The sequence below is a fragment of the Maritimibacter sp. genome (genome assembly GCF_016774595.1).
Lineage (GTDB): Bacteria > Pseudomonadota > Alphaproteobacteria > Rhodobacterales > Rhodobacteraceae > Maritimibacter > Maritimibacter alkaliphilus.
In genome coordinates this window covers 721,420-735,851 of sequence record NZ_JACBWT010000001.1, presented here as the reverse complement: position 1 = coordinate 735,851, position 14,432 = coordinate 721,420, and the positions used below count along the sequence as shown (strand labels likewise).

Here is a 14,432-nt window from a genome sequence, read left to right as displayed (position 1 = left end):
TTTTCAGTCGGTCACCTGCACGGCGCCGTCGAGGGTGGCGGATGCGGTGGCGCCATTCAGCGTCACCACCATGGCGTCGAACGCCCGTGCGGTATCCCCTTGCAGCCGGACCGCTTCCGCATCCGGGCCTTTGAACGTGCCTGTGATCGACCCTTCGGTGCGGATCGTGTCGCCGCTGCTGGTGACCGTGCCTGCGATGTCGGCGACAAGATCGCTGCCGACGAAGAACCCTCCGGTAATGTCGATATCACCCGTCGCGTCGCTGAATGTGTCCAGCACGGCCTGATACTGGGCCGGGCTGCCGATGCCGGGGTGGTTCAATGTCATCCAGTCGGATCCGGATGCGTCCCGCTTGCCCTGAATTTCGCTGATCTGCCCGGTCAGGGAACCTGCCGCGAAATCGGCGTCCAGCGTCGTGCGGCCGACGAGCATGTGGTCGGGGTCGTCCGGCCTTCCGACGGTCACGATCGATCCGCCTTCGTAACTCGCGGTTCCTGTCGTGGGCATGGTCGCCGTATCGGCCAATGGCCCGACCTCATCGAAGGACTGATAGACCAGTTCGCCCAGCGTCAGGCCGGGGGTCGTGCCCAGACACCCACTGAGCGCCGATGCACCGATGAGTGCCGCAACTGTCTGAATTGCATGATGTTTCATACTGGTCTCCTCGTCTTCAGGTTGTATGGAATCGTCGCATGGGCGGTAAGTGAGGCATATATGACTTAATGCCGCACGAAATGGGACGCGGCGGATCATTCCGATGGAACGTGGGTCCGTCGTGGCGGTCTGATTTCGAGTTTTCAGGAAGGTCTTCGCATCCGCAGCGCGTGCGAATGTGGTGGCAAATGGTCCCCGCTCCCCGTGACGCCTTGGCGTCGCGACACCCCCAGTGTCAGGCGGGACCTGTGCCGGTCAGTGCAGCTTGGTCGTCAGGTCGATCGAGACGACCTGGTTGTCGATCCCGTCGATCTCCATCACCCGCCCCGCCGCGTCGATGGACAGGCCGCAGCGTCTGGCCCACCGGGGCCAGTTGGCGGGGATCAGGCCCAGCACATGCGCCGCGCCGAGGTCGCGCGCGGTCTTGGTCATCTCGGTGATGAGATGGGCATGAACCAGACGGCGAATGCGCTGCGGCGTGTCGTGCGCCACGAAGACCCGGCTGCTTTCCCAGATGTGCTCGTCCACCGGAGCGGTGCCATACAACAGATCCTGCGGGATCGAGGCGAGCAGCCCGCGCTGGGCGTCGCGGATCATGTAGGAGTAGACCCCGCAGCGTGCCGTCGTGGGTGTCAGCCTGATCCCGGCGAGAATCCGACCAAGCTGGTGGACGGCGACCCAGCGGCTCGCCGGGGTGTCGTACTGGTCGTATTCCATGCCCATCGCTTCGGGCAGATCCCACTTGTTCTGCACGATGAACGACTGCCGTCTAGCGCGAAAAAGGTTCGCCATTAACTCGCCATGGTTGTGCATGTTGGCGAAAGAGAGTGTGGTGGTCTGCATAAGGAGCCTCCTTGTCAGGTGTTGATTGCAGATATCCGCCAGCCCAGGGCGGGCCCCGTTCTCGACGCAGCGATGTGGCCCTTCAGATCAGCCGGTAATCCTTGGCACGCTGAAGGGCTTCTGCCGTGGTTCTGGCGAATAGCTTGCGCCGCGCCGCCGAGAGGCGCGCCTTGAAGGCGCTCTCGGATATGCCGAGCCGTGCGGCCCCGGCGGCGTAGCGATCCCCGGAGGCAATGACCAGAAGCGCCTGTTTCTCGGCCTTCGTCAGGTGGTCTGGGGGTTGGGTTTCGTGGTGCAATCGCAGGACACAGCCCGTGACCGCCGACATTTCTTCTTCGTTGAATTCCCGATCGCCCCGCGCGACCCCTGCGACGGTGCGCGATGTCATCGGCCCGCAGGACACACAGACCCCGTAGACAAGGCCGAAGCTCGCGGCCTCGGCCATGATCCCGAACGGGTCGGGCAGGTCGATGTCGCTCCACCGCGTCGCGCCGCTGCGCGAGATGCCCCAGGCCACCATCGGGTCGCGCAGGGCATAGGCGTTGCGGGTGTAATGATCGGTCCAGGCCGGGTTGTAGGTCTGGAACATCATGAGGGGCGCGGCGAACCGAATGTGCAGCGCCAGAAAGTACCCGGCGGGCGCCACGCCCCCCAGTTCGCTCAACAAATCGTCTATGATCTGATTCCGCCCCATGACTGAAATTAGAAACGAGTGAGCGGGACGCACAACTCATAATTGATCTTGCTAGACAGTTTTGGCGAATTGACCGGGCGTGGACACGCCTAGCGGGAAAAGCATCCCGGCCTTGTGCGAAATGCGAAGATTTGAACCTGTCTCGGCCCGCGGGTGAGTGAAGACTCCCATCGAATCGGCAGACGCCGTTATGATTGACGTAACGAAAGGACGTCGATCGTGGGATGATCGTAGGACATAGGCGCAGCCCCAAGCGCACGCGGGGCGAGGCATGATCCGGGCTGTCGGGAAACTGGTCGTCGTCTTCGCGTTGTGGCTTTTCGTCGTCGCCTTGTCGCCCGCGACCGCGCAAACCGACGCCGGGCTGGCCGGCGCTCCGATCCGCGCCGATACGTTCCGCACCATCGACAAATACGGGACCATCTGCCCCAAGTGCAGAGCCGAACAGACCGCGTTCCATGCCGCCGTCGACAGATACGACGCGCAGCGCGCGGAATACGACCGGCTGGCGGAAGAGGTGCGGCAGGCCGCCGACCGGTTCGTCCGGCAAAGGGATGAGGTGAAGCGGCTGGAACAGGCGCTGGCCGATGCCGATGCCTTTTGGGACGAGATGCGGGCGGAGGACGCCTATCTGCGTGACGACTACGTCCCGACCGAAGAAGCGGCGCGGCGCGCCATCGCGGCCATCGACCCTTACTACGATGCCAAAGACGCGCTGCCCGGCGTGCGGGCCGAGCTTCAGGCCGCCTTCGACGCGCTGGAGGCCCAACGCCTCGTCACCGTCGAAGCGATGGGCGCGGCATTGGCCGCCGAGCGGGCCATGTTCCGGTGCGAGACCCAGTGCGAGATTTCCGAACTCGATCTGGACGAGCGTGATCCGCCACCGCCGCCGCCCGAAGACCCGGCCCTGATCGACGCGAGCCAGGTGCCGCAGCCCGAGAATTTCGTGGGCATCGTCGCGGCCTGTGCCGAATGCCTGCCGCTGTCCGAGCGCGTGAACCAGATCCGTTCGCACCGGCGTAGCTTCGCGGTCGATGCCTCGACCACCTATGACAGCATGGTCAACAACCAGCGCACGCTGGAGCGCGTGACACGGGAACTTGCGGCGCTGGATGCGCAGGAGCGCACGCTCTATCGCAACATGGCCGAATGGTTCAAAGGGGCGGAGCCGTCCGAGGGCTCGGACCCCATCGACTTCATCCTCGACGAAGTGGATCAGCGCGAAACGGCTGACATGCTGCGACAGATCGCGGCGCGGCGGGCCCAGTTGCAAGGTGACATGGCAGGGCTGGCCCAGACGATCCAGACCCAGTTTCGCGGTCTTCTGGAGGCCATCGCGAATTACCACGCGCATACGGCGCTGCTCGAAGCGGCGCAGAAGGCGTTGGAGGACTGCGAAAAGAACTGCCCGCCGCCGCCGCCCGACCCGGCGGATGACCCGTTCACCGACCCGAATTACCCGATGCAGGACAATATCGACCCGCTCGTCGCGAAATGCTGGGAGTGTCAGCCGCTTGCGGATGCGCTGATAAAGTCGCTGGTGGAGCGGCGAAGCGTGGCCGGGGATATTCAGTCGGTGGTCTGGCTCATCAAGTCCCGCCGCGCCGAGATCGAACGCAAGGACGCGCGGCTGGATGAGCTTCGGGCCGAAGAGCGCCAGATGGGCGAGGCGCTCAGGATCGGGTTGGACGCGAATGCGGATGTCTCACGCGTGTTGTCCGAGCTTTGGGATATCGAGAACGAGCAGACGCAGCTTCTGCAAGACGTGCTCGCCGCCGAGCAGGAAATACCGCAGTACGAAGCCGACCTCGCGGTGCTCATGGCCCGGCACGAGGCGCTTTCGCGGCTGATCGAGGAACAGCAGGCCGCGCTCGACATCTGCGAATACAACAAGTGTCAGCCTGAGAACGGCGAGCCGCGCATCAGCCTGACACCGCCCCTGACCGACCCGGCCTATCCGATCCCGCAGCCCTTCACCTATGTGGCGACCGACTGCCTGTCCTGTCAGCCCATCGTCGACCAGATCAACGCCAAGCTTCTGGACCGTTACGTACTGGCGGGGCGCATACAGGCGACGGCGGCGGAACTGACCCGCCTTGGCGAAACCCTGACCGCGAAGCAGGCCGAACTGGAGGCCGCGGGCCGTGAGCTTGGCGAACGCGGCATGGAATATCACGGCGCCGAGGGCGACGCGGCACGGGCCGCCGCGCTCGTCGCTCTGGATGCGGTCATCGACCGGGAACGGGCGCTTCAGGACGAAATCACGGGGCTCGAAGACCTGATCCGGGGCAAGCGGCAGGTGCTTGCCCGTATGCAGACGCGCTACAGCCAGATCGAGGGTGAAATCCTGACCCTGTCCAATCGTCTGGCCGAATGCGAACGCAACTGCGCCGACCCGGACGAACCGGAAGAGGATATTTTCCTTGCGGGTCAGGATCCCTTCGTCACCACCGATTGCGAGCCCTGCCTCGTCCTCGCCTCGCGCGTCAACGATGCGGTCGGTTCGCTGATCGGGGCGCAGCGCGACCTCGCGGCGGCGAAAAAGGCCGAGGCCGATCTGGTCGAGCAGGCCAAGACGCGGCGCGATAGGCTGGCCGAAATCGACGAGGCTCTGAACGGCCTGTCCGAGATATGGCTCACCACCTATGAAAAGCCGGGGCGCGAGGCGGAGTTCCGCGAGGCCGACGATGCGATGACCGAGCTCGACCGCGAGAAATCGGACCTCGAAACCGAACAGGGGGGCGAGGACGAGGCGGCGCAGGCGGCGCGTGACGCGGTGGATGCGGCGCAAAGGCGCGTAGACGATCTGCATGTGCTCATCACGAACCTCAAGGCCGAACTGGCCGAATGCGAAAAGCAGTGCCAGCCCCCGGACGAAGACATCGCCTTGGACGAGTCGCCCTTCGTGGCGACCGACTGCCCGCCGTGTCAGACCCTTGCCAGTATGCTCAACGACGTGATCGGCAGCCAGATCTCGCTCAAGCGGCAGGTGGCCGAGGGCGAGGCGGAGCTTGAACGGCTCAGGGGGCAGACGGCCACGCTGGAAAGCGCCGTGGGCGACGCGCGTGAGGCGCTCGACGCGATCAACGACGCTCTGATCGACCCGGCCAATGCGGATCAGGCCCGCGATCTTGCCTTCGACAGTCTCGACGCGGAAGGCGATGTCATGGATGCACGCAATGCGGTGCGCGACAACGCCTTCGCCATCGAGGCGCTGGTCCAGAAGATCGCGGGGCTGAAGGCGCAGATCGCGATGTACGAAGCGCAGGAACCGGGGCTTCGCGCGCAACTGGCCGAGTGTGAGCAACAGTGCCAGCCGCCCGAAGAGGGGACCGAGACGGCCTTGCCCGAGACACCGTTCGTCAACACGGACTGCGAGAAGTGCCTTGTCCTCGCCTCGATGGTGAACGACGCGGTCGGGTCGCGCATCGGGGCCGAGCGGCGGCTGGAGGACGCGCGCGCGGCGCGCGCGGCGGAAGCTGCGGCGTCGGAGGAGCGTCAGGCCAAGATCGCCGAGCTTCGCGCCAAGCTGCACGACAACCGTCAGGCACGCCTGAACGCGTCCGACATGGAGGAATACGAACCGCTCTTCGACGAGGGCGAGGCGCTGGGCGACGAACTCCTCCCGCTGTTGTTCGAGGAAGAGGACACGCCCGGCAAGTTGGAACAGATGGACGCCGACATCGCCGCGCTCGAGGCCGAGATCGCCCGGCTCGTTCAGCAGGAGGCCGACCTCAAGGCGCAATTGGCGGAATGTGAGCGGACCTGCAACGACCCTGACGAAACGGCCATGGGGGATGAAGCGCCCAATCCCTTCGTCACCACCGACTGCGAGCGGTGCCTGACGCTGGCCTCGATGGTGAACGATGCCGTCGGGACGCATATCGGGGCCGAGCGCGCGGCGCAGGAAATCCGCGATCGCATGGCCGGGATCCGCGACGAGATCGCCGAGAAGGAAGCGGTGCGCGACGGGGATGGCGACGAAGCGGACAAGCTTTTCATCGACGACGAAATCTCGATCCTCGAAACCGATCTGGAATTCGCCGGCTTCGATCTGGAGAAGGCCGAAGACCGCGTCGCCGATCTGGCGCGGCAGGTCGCGGCGCTGAAGGCGCAACTGGCGGAATGTGAGCAAAATTGCGATCCGGGCGCGACCCCGGAGGAAACCGCGACTGCGCCTGAACCCGAGCCGCGGTTCGCGCGCACCGACTGCGAGCCCTGTGCACAGATCGTGGCGACCTTGAACGACGTGATCGGGTCGCGCATCGGGGCAGAAGAACGTCTGGAGCGCGCGCAATCGGAATACGACCGGATCAAGGCCGCCGACGACCGCGTTCAGGCGGCCATCGACGCGGCGGAGGAGGCGTTCACGCAAGCCGCCGTCGAAAAGGCGCGGCTCGAAAGGTCGGGTCAGGATGCCTCGGCCCAGCAGGCGGCGCTGGATGCGAACCTTGACCGGGCGGCGGACCTGTCGTTCGAGGCGGATGACCTGTTCATGGCGTTGCAGGAGGCCGAGGATGCGTTGAACGAGGCCAAGGCCGCGCTCGAACGCCTTCAGGCCGACGAAGCCCGTCTGCGCGCGGCACTGGCCGAATGCGAACGTCAGTGTGGCGGCAGCGAAACCGCTGGCATGGTGCCCGATGTGCTGCTCGACAAATTGCAGGATGCCGGATGCCGCGCCGGAGGGGCTTGCACCTTTACGCTCGGCGTCACCAACCAGTCGGACGGCCCCCATCGCGGGCCCCTGTTCCTGTCTGAAACCGGGCGTGTCGATGCGGGCGCCAACGGGGCCCTGTTCGACGGCTGGCATTGTTCGCCTGCGGCCGGGGCCAATTCCATCTGCCTGCGCGAGGGCGAAATCGGCGCGGGCGAAAAGGTCGGTCTGTCGATCCCGGTGCGCTTGCCCGGTTACGTGGCACCGGGGTCCGAAAACTGCATCCGGGTCGAATTCGCCGTCGATCCCCGCAAACTTCTGCAACTCATTCAGGTCGGCCTCGCCGCCCGTGGGCTGAACCCCGGTGTCGCCGACGGCCTGATGGGCCCACGCACCCGCGCCGCGATTGTCGCGCTGGGCGAGGCGTCGGGGCAGGAGGTCGATCCCGGCGATCTGGAGGCGGTCTATCGCCTGATGTTCGGCACGAACCCATCCCCGGCGAGCGCGTCGGATCAGTCCGCCTGCATCGAGATGGAGGTCGAGAACCCGCCGCGCACGGCCACGCCGCGCCCGCCTGCCCAGAACGTCACCTCATCGACCCCCGGCCAGTCGACGCCGCAGGGCACGCCACAGGGCACGCCGCGACCGCAGGTCCAGATCGGGATCGGGCTGGGCTTCGAACAGCCGCGCGCGCCCACCGAACAGGAGCTCGAGACGGGCGGGGCCCGCCCCGGCGGGCTGTCCATCGGCGGTATCGGTCTGGGCTTGTCCTTCGGAGACTAGTCCATACGGCCACCCGAAGGTTTCCCGAAAATCACGCTGTCGGAGAGATGGTGCCGCAGGGGAGGATTGAACTCCCGACCTCACCCTTACCAAGGGTGCGCTCTACCACTGAGCTACTGCGGCGAACCGTGGCGGGTGATTAGACGCAATTCGCCATTGGTGCAAGCGCAATCTGGACGGTTTTTTCCGGCTGCGTTAAGGAGGGCGGCATGAGCAGGAAACCCGACCTTTCGCCCAAGGAGAAGGCCGCGCAGGAGCGCGAAGATCGCCTCAAGGCCGCGCTCAAGGCGAACATGGCGCGGCGCAAGGCACAGGCCCGCGCGCGCGACGCCGGGTCAGATGAAAACACGGACGAATAGAGGACAGGCATGGACAGCATCGTAGTTACGGGCGGCGGGCCGCTCTCGGGTGAAATCCCGATCGCCGGGGCCAAGAACGCCTGCCTCGCGCTGATGCCGGCGACACTTCTGTCCGAAGACCCGCTGACGCTGACCAATGCGCCGCGGCTGTCGGACATCAAGACGATGACCACGCTCCTGCAATCGCTGGGGGCCGAGGCGACCGGGCTTCAGGATGGTCAGGTGCTGGCGATGTCGTCGCACAACCTGACCTCGACCCGCGCAGATTACGACATCGTGCGCAAGATGCGGGCCTCGAACCTCGTGCTCGGGCCGCTTATCGCGCGGTTCGGTCATGCCGAAGTGTCGCTGCCCGGCGGCTGCGCCATCGGGGCGCGGCCCATGGACCTGCATACCTTCGGGCTGGAAAAGCTGGGGGCCGAGATCGACCTGCGTGACGGATACCTTTACGCAAAGGCCCCGAACGGGCTGAAAGGCGCCGAGATCCCGCTGAAATTCGCAAGCGTCGGCGCGACCGAGAACATCGTCATGGCCGCGACGCTGGCCAAGGGCACCACGGTTCTGACCAATGCCGCGCGCGAGCCCGAGATCGTGGACCTCGTGAAATGTCTGCGTGCCATGGGGGCGCAGATCGAGGGCGAGGGGACGAGCCGGATCGAGATACAGGGTGTCGATCGCCTGCACGGCGCGACGCATCAGGTGGTCGCGGACCGGATCGAACTGGGCACCTACATGCTCGCCCCGGCGATTGCGGGCGGCGAGGTGGAATGCCTCGGCGGCAAACTGGACCTCGTCGCGGCATTCGTCGAGAAGCTGGACGAAGCAGGCGTGGCCGTCGAGGAAACCGAACGCGGGCTCAAGGTCAGCCGCAAGAACGGGCGGCTCAAGGCGGTCGATGTGACGACCGAACCGTTCCCCGGTTTCCCGACCGACCTTCAGGCGCAGTTCATGGCGATGCTGTGCACGGCAGACGGCACGAGCGAATTGAACGAAACGATTTTCGAGAACCGCTTCATGCACGCGCCGGAGCTGACGCGCATGGGGGCCGAGATCGAGGTGCACGGGGGCCGCGCCCGCGTGACGGGCGTGGACAAGCTGCGCGGCGCGCCGGTGATGGCGACCGACCTGCGCGCGAGCGTGTCCTTGATCCTCGCGGGTCTCGCCGCCGAGGGGGAAACGGTGGTGAGCCGCGTCTATCACCTCGACCGGGGCTATGAGCATGTGGTGCGCAAGCTGCGCGGCGTGGGCGCACAGATAGAGCGGGTGAAGGCATGAGCGAAGACGCACGGTTCGAGGACGGGGGCGAAAAGCCGCTTCGCTTGATGGCGCTGGACGCGGACGATCTTCAGATCGTCTCGGCGCTGACGCAGGACGCGGTCTTCCCCGCCAACGAAATGGCGTGGCGGGTGCGGGCGCGGGAATTCGCGCTGCTCCTCAACCGGTTCCGCTGGGAAGATGCCGAAGCCGCGGCCAAACGCGGGCGGGCGGTCGAGCGGGTTCAATCGGTGCTTGTCTTCGGCGATGTTCTGAAAGTGCAATCTCAGGGCGTGGAAAAGGGCGATCCGGATACGGTAATGTCGCTTTTGTCCATCTCGTTCGAGCCGGGCGAGGATGGCACGGGGCGCATCGTCCTGACCCTTGCGGGCGACGGGGCCATCGCGCTCGACGTCGAGACCATCGACGCGAAGCTTCAGGATGTGACCCGTCCCTACGTCGCCCCCAGTCGCAAGACGCCTGACCACCCGGAGTGACCCGATGCCGGTTTTCCTGAACACCTCCGACGCGGATTTCGAGACCGCTTTCACCGCGCTGCTCTCGGCCAAGCGCGAGGATAGCCCGGATGTCGACGACACGGTGGCAGGCATCATCGCCGACGTGCGCGCGCGCGGCGATGCGGCGGTGCTGGACCTCACCTCGAAATTCGACCGTCTCGACCTGACCGCTACGACCATGCGTGTCTCCGAGGACGAGATCGAGGCGGAATGCGCCAAGGTGTCCGAGGCCGAGAGGCAGGCGCTGGAAACCGCCGCCGAACGCATCCGCGCCTACCACGCGCGGCAGGTGCCCGAGGATGCGCAGTGGACCGACCCGGAGGGCGCCACGCTGGGCTGGCGCTGGACCGCCGTGTCCGCCGCCGGTCTTTACGTGCCCGGTGGCCTCGCCTCCTATCCGTCGAGCGTTCTGATGAACGCCGTGCCCGCCAAGGTGGCCGGGGTTGGGCGGCTCGTCGTCACGGTGCCGACGCCGGACGGGGTCATCAATCCGCTGGTCATGATGGCCTGCAAGGTCGCGGGCGTGGACGAGGTCTATCGCATCGGCGGGGCGCAGGCGATTGCCGCGCTGGCTTACGGGACCGAGACGATCGCGCCGGTCGACAAGATCACCGGGCCGGGCAACGCCTTCGTCGCCGCCGCCAAACGCCGGGTCTTCGGCAAGGTGGGCATCGACATGATCGCGGGGCCGTCGGAAATTCTCGTGATCGCCGACAAAGACAACGACCCCGACTTCCTCGCCCTCGACCTGATGAGCCAGGCCGAACACGACGAAAGCGCGCAGTCGATCCTCATCACCGACGACGCCGGTTTCGGTCGGGCCGTGGCGGAGGCCGTTGACAAGCGGCTCGAAACGCTCGAACGCCGCGCCATCGCAGGTGCAAGCTGGCGCGACTTCGGCGCGGTCATCACCGTGCGCGACATGGACGAGGCGGCGAGACTGAGCGACCGGATCGCGCCCGAGCACCTCGAACTTTGCGTGGCCGACCCCGAGGCGCTGTCGGACAAGATCACCCACGCGGGCGCGATCTTCCTTGGCCAGTACACGCCCGAGGCCATCGGGGATTATGTCGGCGGTCCGAACCACGTTCTGCCGACCGCACGTTCCGCACGGTTTTCGTCCGGTCTGTCGGTGCTCGATTTCATGAAGCGCACGACCCTGTCCAGAATGACGCCCGCCGCGCTCAAATCCATCGGCCCGGCGGCCGAGACGCTGGCGAAATCGGAAAGCCTCGAGGCACATGGGCTGTCGGTGCGGGCGCGGCTCGACCGGCTGAACCAAGGCTAGACTCCCCGTCCCATCGCGATTGTGCGGTCCACCCGGTTCCGCTATCCCTGACCCAAAGACGGGATGGGACGGATGAACCGCATCAGCAAGATCGACATCGACGACACCGGGTTGGCCGCGCCGACCCCGGCAATCGAACAGGAACGCAAGGTCGCGGTGTTCGACCTGTTGGAAGACAACAGCTTCACCCCGCTGGGGCGCGAGGGGCAGACGGTGCCCGAAGGCCCGTATGAACTTGGCCTTGCGATCAAGGAAAAGCGCCTCGTGGTGTCGGTCGCGACCGAGGGCGGGGAAGAGGCGGGTGAGATCCACCTGTCCCTCGGCCCGTTCCGGCAAGTGGTGAAGGATTACTTCCAGATCTGCGAAAGCTATTTCGATGCGGTCAAGAAGCTGCCCCCCGGACAGATCGAGGCCATCGACATGGCGCGGCGCGGCATCCACAACGAAGGTGCGCGGGTGTTGATGGAACGGCTGGAGGGTAAGGCCGAACTCGACATCGACACCGCGCGCCGGCTTTTCACCCTCATCTGCGTCCTGCACTGGGGCTGAGGGACCGTGCCGGCCAGCCTGCCCCAATCCGTGCTTTTCTGCTGCGACCACAACGCGGTCCGCTCCCCGATGGCCGAGGGGATGATGAAGAAATACTACGGTGACCACGTCTATGTGCAGTCCGCCGGGGTGAAGAGCGAACTGGATGTCGACGGGTTTTCCGTCGCCGTCTGCGAAGAGATCGGGGTGCCGTTATCGAACCACCGGTCGCGGAGTTTCGACGAGATGCAGGAGTGGGGCGACGACCTGTCGTCCTATGACCTCATCATCGCGCTTAGTCCGGCGAGCCAGCGCAAGGTGCTGGACCTGACCCGGTTCCACCATCTCGACGTCGAATACTGGCCGGTGATGGACCCCACGGGATTAGGAACGATGCGAGACGAAAAACTGGTTGCCTACCGGCAGGCGCGCGACCAGATTCGGGATCGTATGATTTCGCGGTTCGGCCCGCCGCAGGAAGGTTGAGATGGACCCGCAAGCAGCACGAGACGTTATCGCGAAGGCCTGGCATGCGATCGACGTGGCCGACTGGGACACGCTGCGCGCGCTCGGGCACATGGACTCCGCGATCCGGTCCGGCGCGACCGAGTGGCACTACGGCCCCGACGGGATCGCGGCGCTGTTCGCCCATTACCGCGAGAACTATGACCTCGACATGCGCGACTATCGCACCATCGTCATGGGCGACAAAGCGGCGGTCGAGACGCGCCTGAAACTGACCTATCGCACGACCAAGGCGGGCTTTCCCGAAGCGCGCGGCCAAAGCACGATCGTGCCGGTCGGTTCGTTCATCACGTTTCGCGACGGGCTGTTCTTTCGCACCCAGATGATCCTGTCTATCGACGATTGGATGCGGGTGTTCACGGCCGATCCCGACCCGGATTTCGCAGGGCAGGAGGGCGCGGGATGACCGAAGACGACATCCTCGCCATCGACGACATCATGTTCACCGCGGTCAACTACCGCGACTGGGAGAACGTGCTGCGATATATCGGCCACGACACGCTGATCCAGATCGGCCCGTTGGGCGAATTGCGCGGCAAGACCGGGGCCGATGCGGTCATCGCCTATTTCGACAAGCACTATGACTACAGGTTCCTGAGCTGGCAGCACGTCGTCGAAGGCAACGAAAGCTCGACGCTCGCCGTGGCGCGGCTGACCTATCTCGAAACCATCCACGGGCTTCCCGAAGCCACTGGACAGGTGGCCGAGGTTCCCGTCGCCGTGTTCGGGACATGGGACAACGGGAAACTGACCCGGCTTCGCTTCATCATCTCCTTCGTCGATTTCATGAGCGCGGTCTGATGCCCCTGCGGTTCGCGCCGCTGACCGGGCCGGATCTGATCGCGCAGCTCGACGATGTGGCGCGGCTCAGGATCGATGTATTTCGGGAGTGGCCTTACCTTTACGACGGCGATCTGGAATATGAGCGGGGCTACCTCGCAGCCTATCGCGACAGCGCCGAGGCGATTGTCGTTGGGGCCTTCGACAGCGACCTGTTGGTCGGTGCCGCGACGGGGTCGCCCCTGTCCGACCATGCCGAGGAATTCGCGGACGCGTTTCAAGGTCACGGCATCGACATCGACGAGGTATTCTATTGCGCCGAGTCGGTTCTGCGACCGGCGTATCGCGGGCAGGGGGCCGGGCACGCGTTCTTCGACCTGCGCGAGGCACATGCACGCGCCCTGGGTGCGCGTTACTGTGCGTTCTGCGCGGTGGTGCGACCGGACGATCACCCGGCCCGCCCGGCGGGCTACCGACCGCTCGACGGTTTCTGGCGAAAGCGGGGATACGACAAGCTGGAGGGGGCTTTTGCCCGATTTTCGTGGCGTGATGTTGGAAAAGGAGAAGTGGATGAGAAGCCGCTTCAGGTCTGGCTCCGTGAACTCTGAGCCGGGACAGGCGAGGGCGCGGGCATGGTGAGGGTGGCCGCCGCGACCTATCCCGCAGGCGCGCCCGAAAGTTGGTCCGCGTGGGAGGATGCGGTCGAAAGCTGGGTCGCCGATGCGCAGGCCGATCTGCTCGTCTTTCCCGAATACGGCTCGATGGAGCTTGCCCATCTGACGCGGGCCGAAGGGCTTTCGGACCAGATGGCGGCGGTGTCGGATGCGCTGCCGCGAGCCTGGGACCACTGGGCCCACCTTGCCGCGACATACGGCGCCCATATCCTCGCCCCGTCCGGTCCGGTGCATGAGCCGCAGGGCTACGTCAACCGCGCGATGTTATTCGCTCCGAACGGCAAACGGCAGGCCCATGACAAGCAGGTCATGACGCCGTGGGAACGCGACCCGATGGACATGCGGCCGGGGGCCGCGCCGGTGTTGATGGAGACGTCTCTGGGCTGGATCGGCGTCCAGATCTGCTATGACGCCGAATTTCCCTTTGCCACCCGCGCAATGGCCGAAACCGGGCTCGATCTGCTTCTGGTGCCGTCGCAAACCGAAACGCTGGCCGGGTTCCACCGCGTGCGCATCGGCGCGCAGGCCCGTGCGCTCGAGGCGCAGTGCGTTGCCGTGCAATCGCCGACCCAAGGCGTGTCGGACTGGTCCGTCGTTCTCGACGAAAACGCAGGCACCGCAGGGGTTTACGCGCCGCCCGACCTTGGCTTTCCCGATAACGGCGTGGTCGCGCAGGGCGTGATGAACCAGCCCGGCTGGACCCGCGCGACGCTCGATCTTGCGCATCTGAGGCGTATCCGCGAAGGTGGCGGGGTTCAGGGCCGTGCACATTGGCCGGAACAGTTCGGCGGCGACAGCGTTGCCCTACCGCGCATATCCGTTGTGGATATGCGCTGAATCGCTCTTGATAATTTGGGCGTTTGGGACCATTTAAGGGC

Annotated in this window: 14 protein-coding genes and 1 tRNA gene; 11 read left to right on the top strand and 4 right to left on the bottom strand. The window is 65.5% G+C overall.

Translation table 11 applies throughout. The features are described 5' to 3' along the window. Nucleotides 1-3: 3 nt before the first annotated feature. From HOY44_RS03700 to HOY44_RS03690, 3 genes are all read right to left on the bottom strand, one after another. Entirely contained in the window at nucleotides 4-654 is a 651-nt protein-coding gene (locus HOY44_RS03700) for a HupA family protein (protein WP_287433111.1), read from the bottom strand. A 255-nt stretch (nucleotides 655-909) separates the two neighbouring features. After that, nucleotides 910-1,497, bottom strand: a complete 588-nt coding sequence (locus HOY44_RS03695) for an acyl-homoserine-lactone synthase (protein WP_287433109.1) — start codon at nucleotides 1,495-1,497, stop codon at nucleotides 910-912. Nucleotides 1,498-1,579: 82 nt separating this feature from the next. Further along, on the bottom strand, nucleotides 1,580-2,191 hold the full coding sequence (locus tag HOY44_RS03690) for an autoinducer binding domain-containing protein (protein ID WP_008334892.1): 612 nt from the start codon (nucleotides 2,189-2,191) through the stop codon (nucleotides 1,580-1,582). Between the two features lie 271 nt (nucleotides 2,192-2,462). Between HOY44_RS03690 and HOY44_RS03685 the strand changes: the two genes are divergently transcribed. Next, complete coding sequence (locus HOY44_RS03685) at nucleotides 2,463-7,628, top strand: hypothetical protein (RefSeq protein ID WP_287433106.1); 5,166 nt, start codon at nucleotides 2,463-2,465, stop codon at nucleotides 7,626-7,628. A 48-nt stretch (nucleotides 7,629-7,676) separates the two neighbouring features. On the opposite strand, the gene HOY44_RS03680 is transcribed toward HOY44_RS03685, so the two are convergent. Beyond that, nucleotides 7,677-7,751, bottom strand: a tRNA-Thr gene (locus tag HOY44_RS03680). An 86-nt stretch (nucleotides 7,752-7,837) separates the two neighbouring features. On the opposite strand from HOY44_RS03680, the gene HOY44_RS03675 reads away from it, so the two are divergent. The 10 genes from HOY44_RS03675 (at nucleotide 7,838) to HOY44_RS03630 (ending at nucleotide 14,391) form a co-directional block, all read left to right on the top strand. Beyond that, nucleotides 7,838-7,987, top strand: coding sequence for a hypothetical protein (locus HOY44_RS03675; protein WP_008334894.1), 150 nt, complete (start codon nucleotides 7,838-7,840; stop codon nucleotides 7,985-7,987). Between the two features lie 9 nt (nucleotides 7,988-7,996). Beyond that, nucleotides 7,997-9,262 (top strand): UDP-N-acetylglucosamine 1-carboxyvinyltransferase, encoded by a 1,266-nt coding sequence (gene murA / locus HOY44_RS03670; RefSeq protein ID WP_287433103.1) that lies wholly within the window; start codon nucleotides 7,997-7,999, stop codon nucleotides 9,260-9,262. Continuing rightward, a complete protein-coding gene (locus HOY44_RS03665) occupies nucleotides 9,259-9,738 on the top strand; it encodes a DUF2948 family protein (RefSeq protein ID WP_008334896.1) in 480 nt (159 codons plus the stop codon). The genes murA and HOY44_RS03665 overlap by 4 nt, the downstream gene beginning before the upstream one ends. A 4-nt stretch (nucleotides 9,739-9,742) precedes the next feature. Further along, nucleotides 9,743-11,047: a histidinol dehydrogenase gene (hisD, locus tag HOY44_RS03660; RefSeq protein WP_287433100.1), complete on the top strand. Its 1,305-nt coding sequence runs from the start codon at nucleotides 9,743-9,745 to the stop codon at nucleotides 11,045-11,047. A gap of 72 nt (nucleotides 11,048-11,119) precedes the next feature. Next, on the top strand, nucleotides 11,120-11,596 hold the full coding sequence (locus HOY44_RS03655) for a UPF0262 family protein (RefSeq protein WP_040885274.1): 477 nt from the start codon (nucleotides 11,120-11,122) through the stop codon (nucleotides 11,594-11,596). A 6-nt stretch (nucleotides 11,597-11,602) separates the two neighbouring features. Next, nucleotides 11,603-12,061, top strand: a complete 459-nt coding sequence (locus HOY44_RS03650) for an arsenate-mycothiol transferase ArsC (RefSeq protein ID WP_138421491.1) — start codon at nucleotides 11,603-11,605, stop codon at nucleotides 12,059-12,061. A 1-nt stretch (nucleotide 12,062) separates the two neighbouring features. Next, nucleotides 12,063-12,506 (top strand): nuclear transport factor 2 family protein, encoded by a 444-nt coding sequence (locus tag HOY44_RS03645; protein ID WP_287433097.1) that lies wholly within the window; start codon nucleotides 12,063-12,065, stop codon nucleotides 12,504-12,506. Beyond that, nucleotides 12,503-12,901 carry a nuclear transport factor 2 family protein gene (locus HOY44_RS03640; protein WP_008334905.1) on the top strand — a complete coding sequence of 133 codons (399 nt, stop codon included), beginning with the start codon at nucleotides 12,503-12,505 and terminating at the stop codon, nucleotides 12,899-12,901. Before HOY44_RS03645 ends, HOY44_RS03640 begins: the two co-directional genes overlap by 4 nt. Continuing rightward, nucleotides 12,901-13,488, top strand: a complete 588-nt coding sequence (locus HOY44_RS03635; RefSeq protein WP_287433094.1) for a GNAT family N-acetyltransferase — start codon at nucleotides 12,901-12,903, stop codon at nucleotides 13,486-13,488. The genes HOY44_RS03640 and HOY44_RS03635 overlap by 1 nt, the downstream gene beginning before the upstream one ends. A 24-nt stretch (nucleotides 13,489-13,512) precedes the next feature. Beyond that, a complete protein-coding gene (locus tag HOY44_RS03630; RefSeq protein WP_353806595.1) occupies nucleotides 13,513-14,391 on the top strand; it encodes a carbon-nitrogen hydrolase family protein in 879 nt (292 codons plus the stop codon). The last annotated feature ends 41 nt before the right edge of the window (nucleotides 14,392-14,432 follow it).

What these genes read in the sequence shown, in the direction of transcription:
- HOY44_RS03700 (WP_287433111.1), bottom strand. Translation starts at nt 654, where the DNA reads ATGAAACATCATGCAATTCAGACAGTTGCGGCACTCATCGGTGCATCG.
- HOY44_RS03695 (WP_287433109.1), bottom strand. Translation starts at nt 1,497, where the DNA reads ATGCAGACCACCACACTCTCTTTCGCCAACATGCACAACCATGGCGAG.
- HOY44_RS03690 (WP_008334892.1), bottom strand. Translation starts at nt 2,191, where the DNA reads ATGGGGCGGAATCAGATCATAGACGATTTGTTGAGCGAACTGGGGGGC.
- HOY44_RS03685 (WP_287433106.1), top strand. Translation starts at nt 2,463, where the DNA reads ATGATCCGGGCTGTCGGGAAACTGGTCGTCGTCTTCGCGTTGTGGCTT.
- HOY44_RS03675 (WP_008334894.1), top strand. Translation starts at nt 7,838, where the DNA reads ATGAGCAGGAAACCCGACCTTTCGCCCAAGGAGAAGGCCGCGCAGGAG.
- murA (WP_287433103.1), top strand. Translation starts at nt 7,997, where the DNA reads ATGGACAGCATCGTAGTTACGGGCGGCGGGCCGCTCTCGGGTGAAATC.
- HOY44_RS03665 (WP_008334896.1), top strand. Translation starts at nt 9,259, where the DNA reads ATGAGCGAAGACGCACGGTTCGAGGACGGGGGCGAAAAGCCGCTTCGC.
- hisD (WP_287433100.1), top strand. Translation starts at nt 9,743, where the DNA reads ATGCCGGTTTTCCTGAACACCTCCGACGCGGATTTCGAGACCGCTTTC.
- HOY44_RS03655 (WP_040885274.1), top strand. Translation starts at nt 11,120, where the DNA reads ATGAACCGCATCAGCAAGATCGACATCGACGACACCGGGTTGGCCGCG.
- HOY44_RS03645 (WP_287433097.1), top strand. Translation starts at nt 12,063, where the DNA reads ATGGACCCGCAAGCAGCACGAGACGTTATCGCGAAGGCCTGGCATGCG.
- HOY44_RS03640 (WP_008334905.1), top strand. Translation starts at nt 12,503, where the DNA reads ATGACCGAAGACGACATCCTCGCCATCGACGACATCATGTTCACCGCG.
- HOY44_RS03635 (WP_287433094.1), top strand. Translation starts at nt 12,901, where the DNA reads ATGCCCCTGCGGTTCGCGCCGCTGACCGGGCCGGATCTGATCGCGCAG.
- HOY44_RS03630 (WP_353806595.1), top strand. Translation starts at nt 13,513, where the DNA reads ATGGTGAGGGTGGCCGCCGCGACCTATCCCGCAGGCGCGCCCGAAAGT.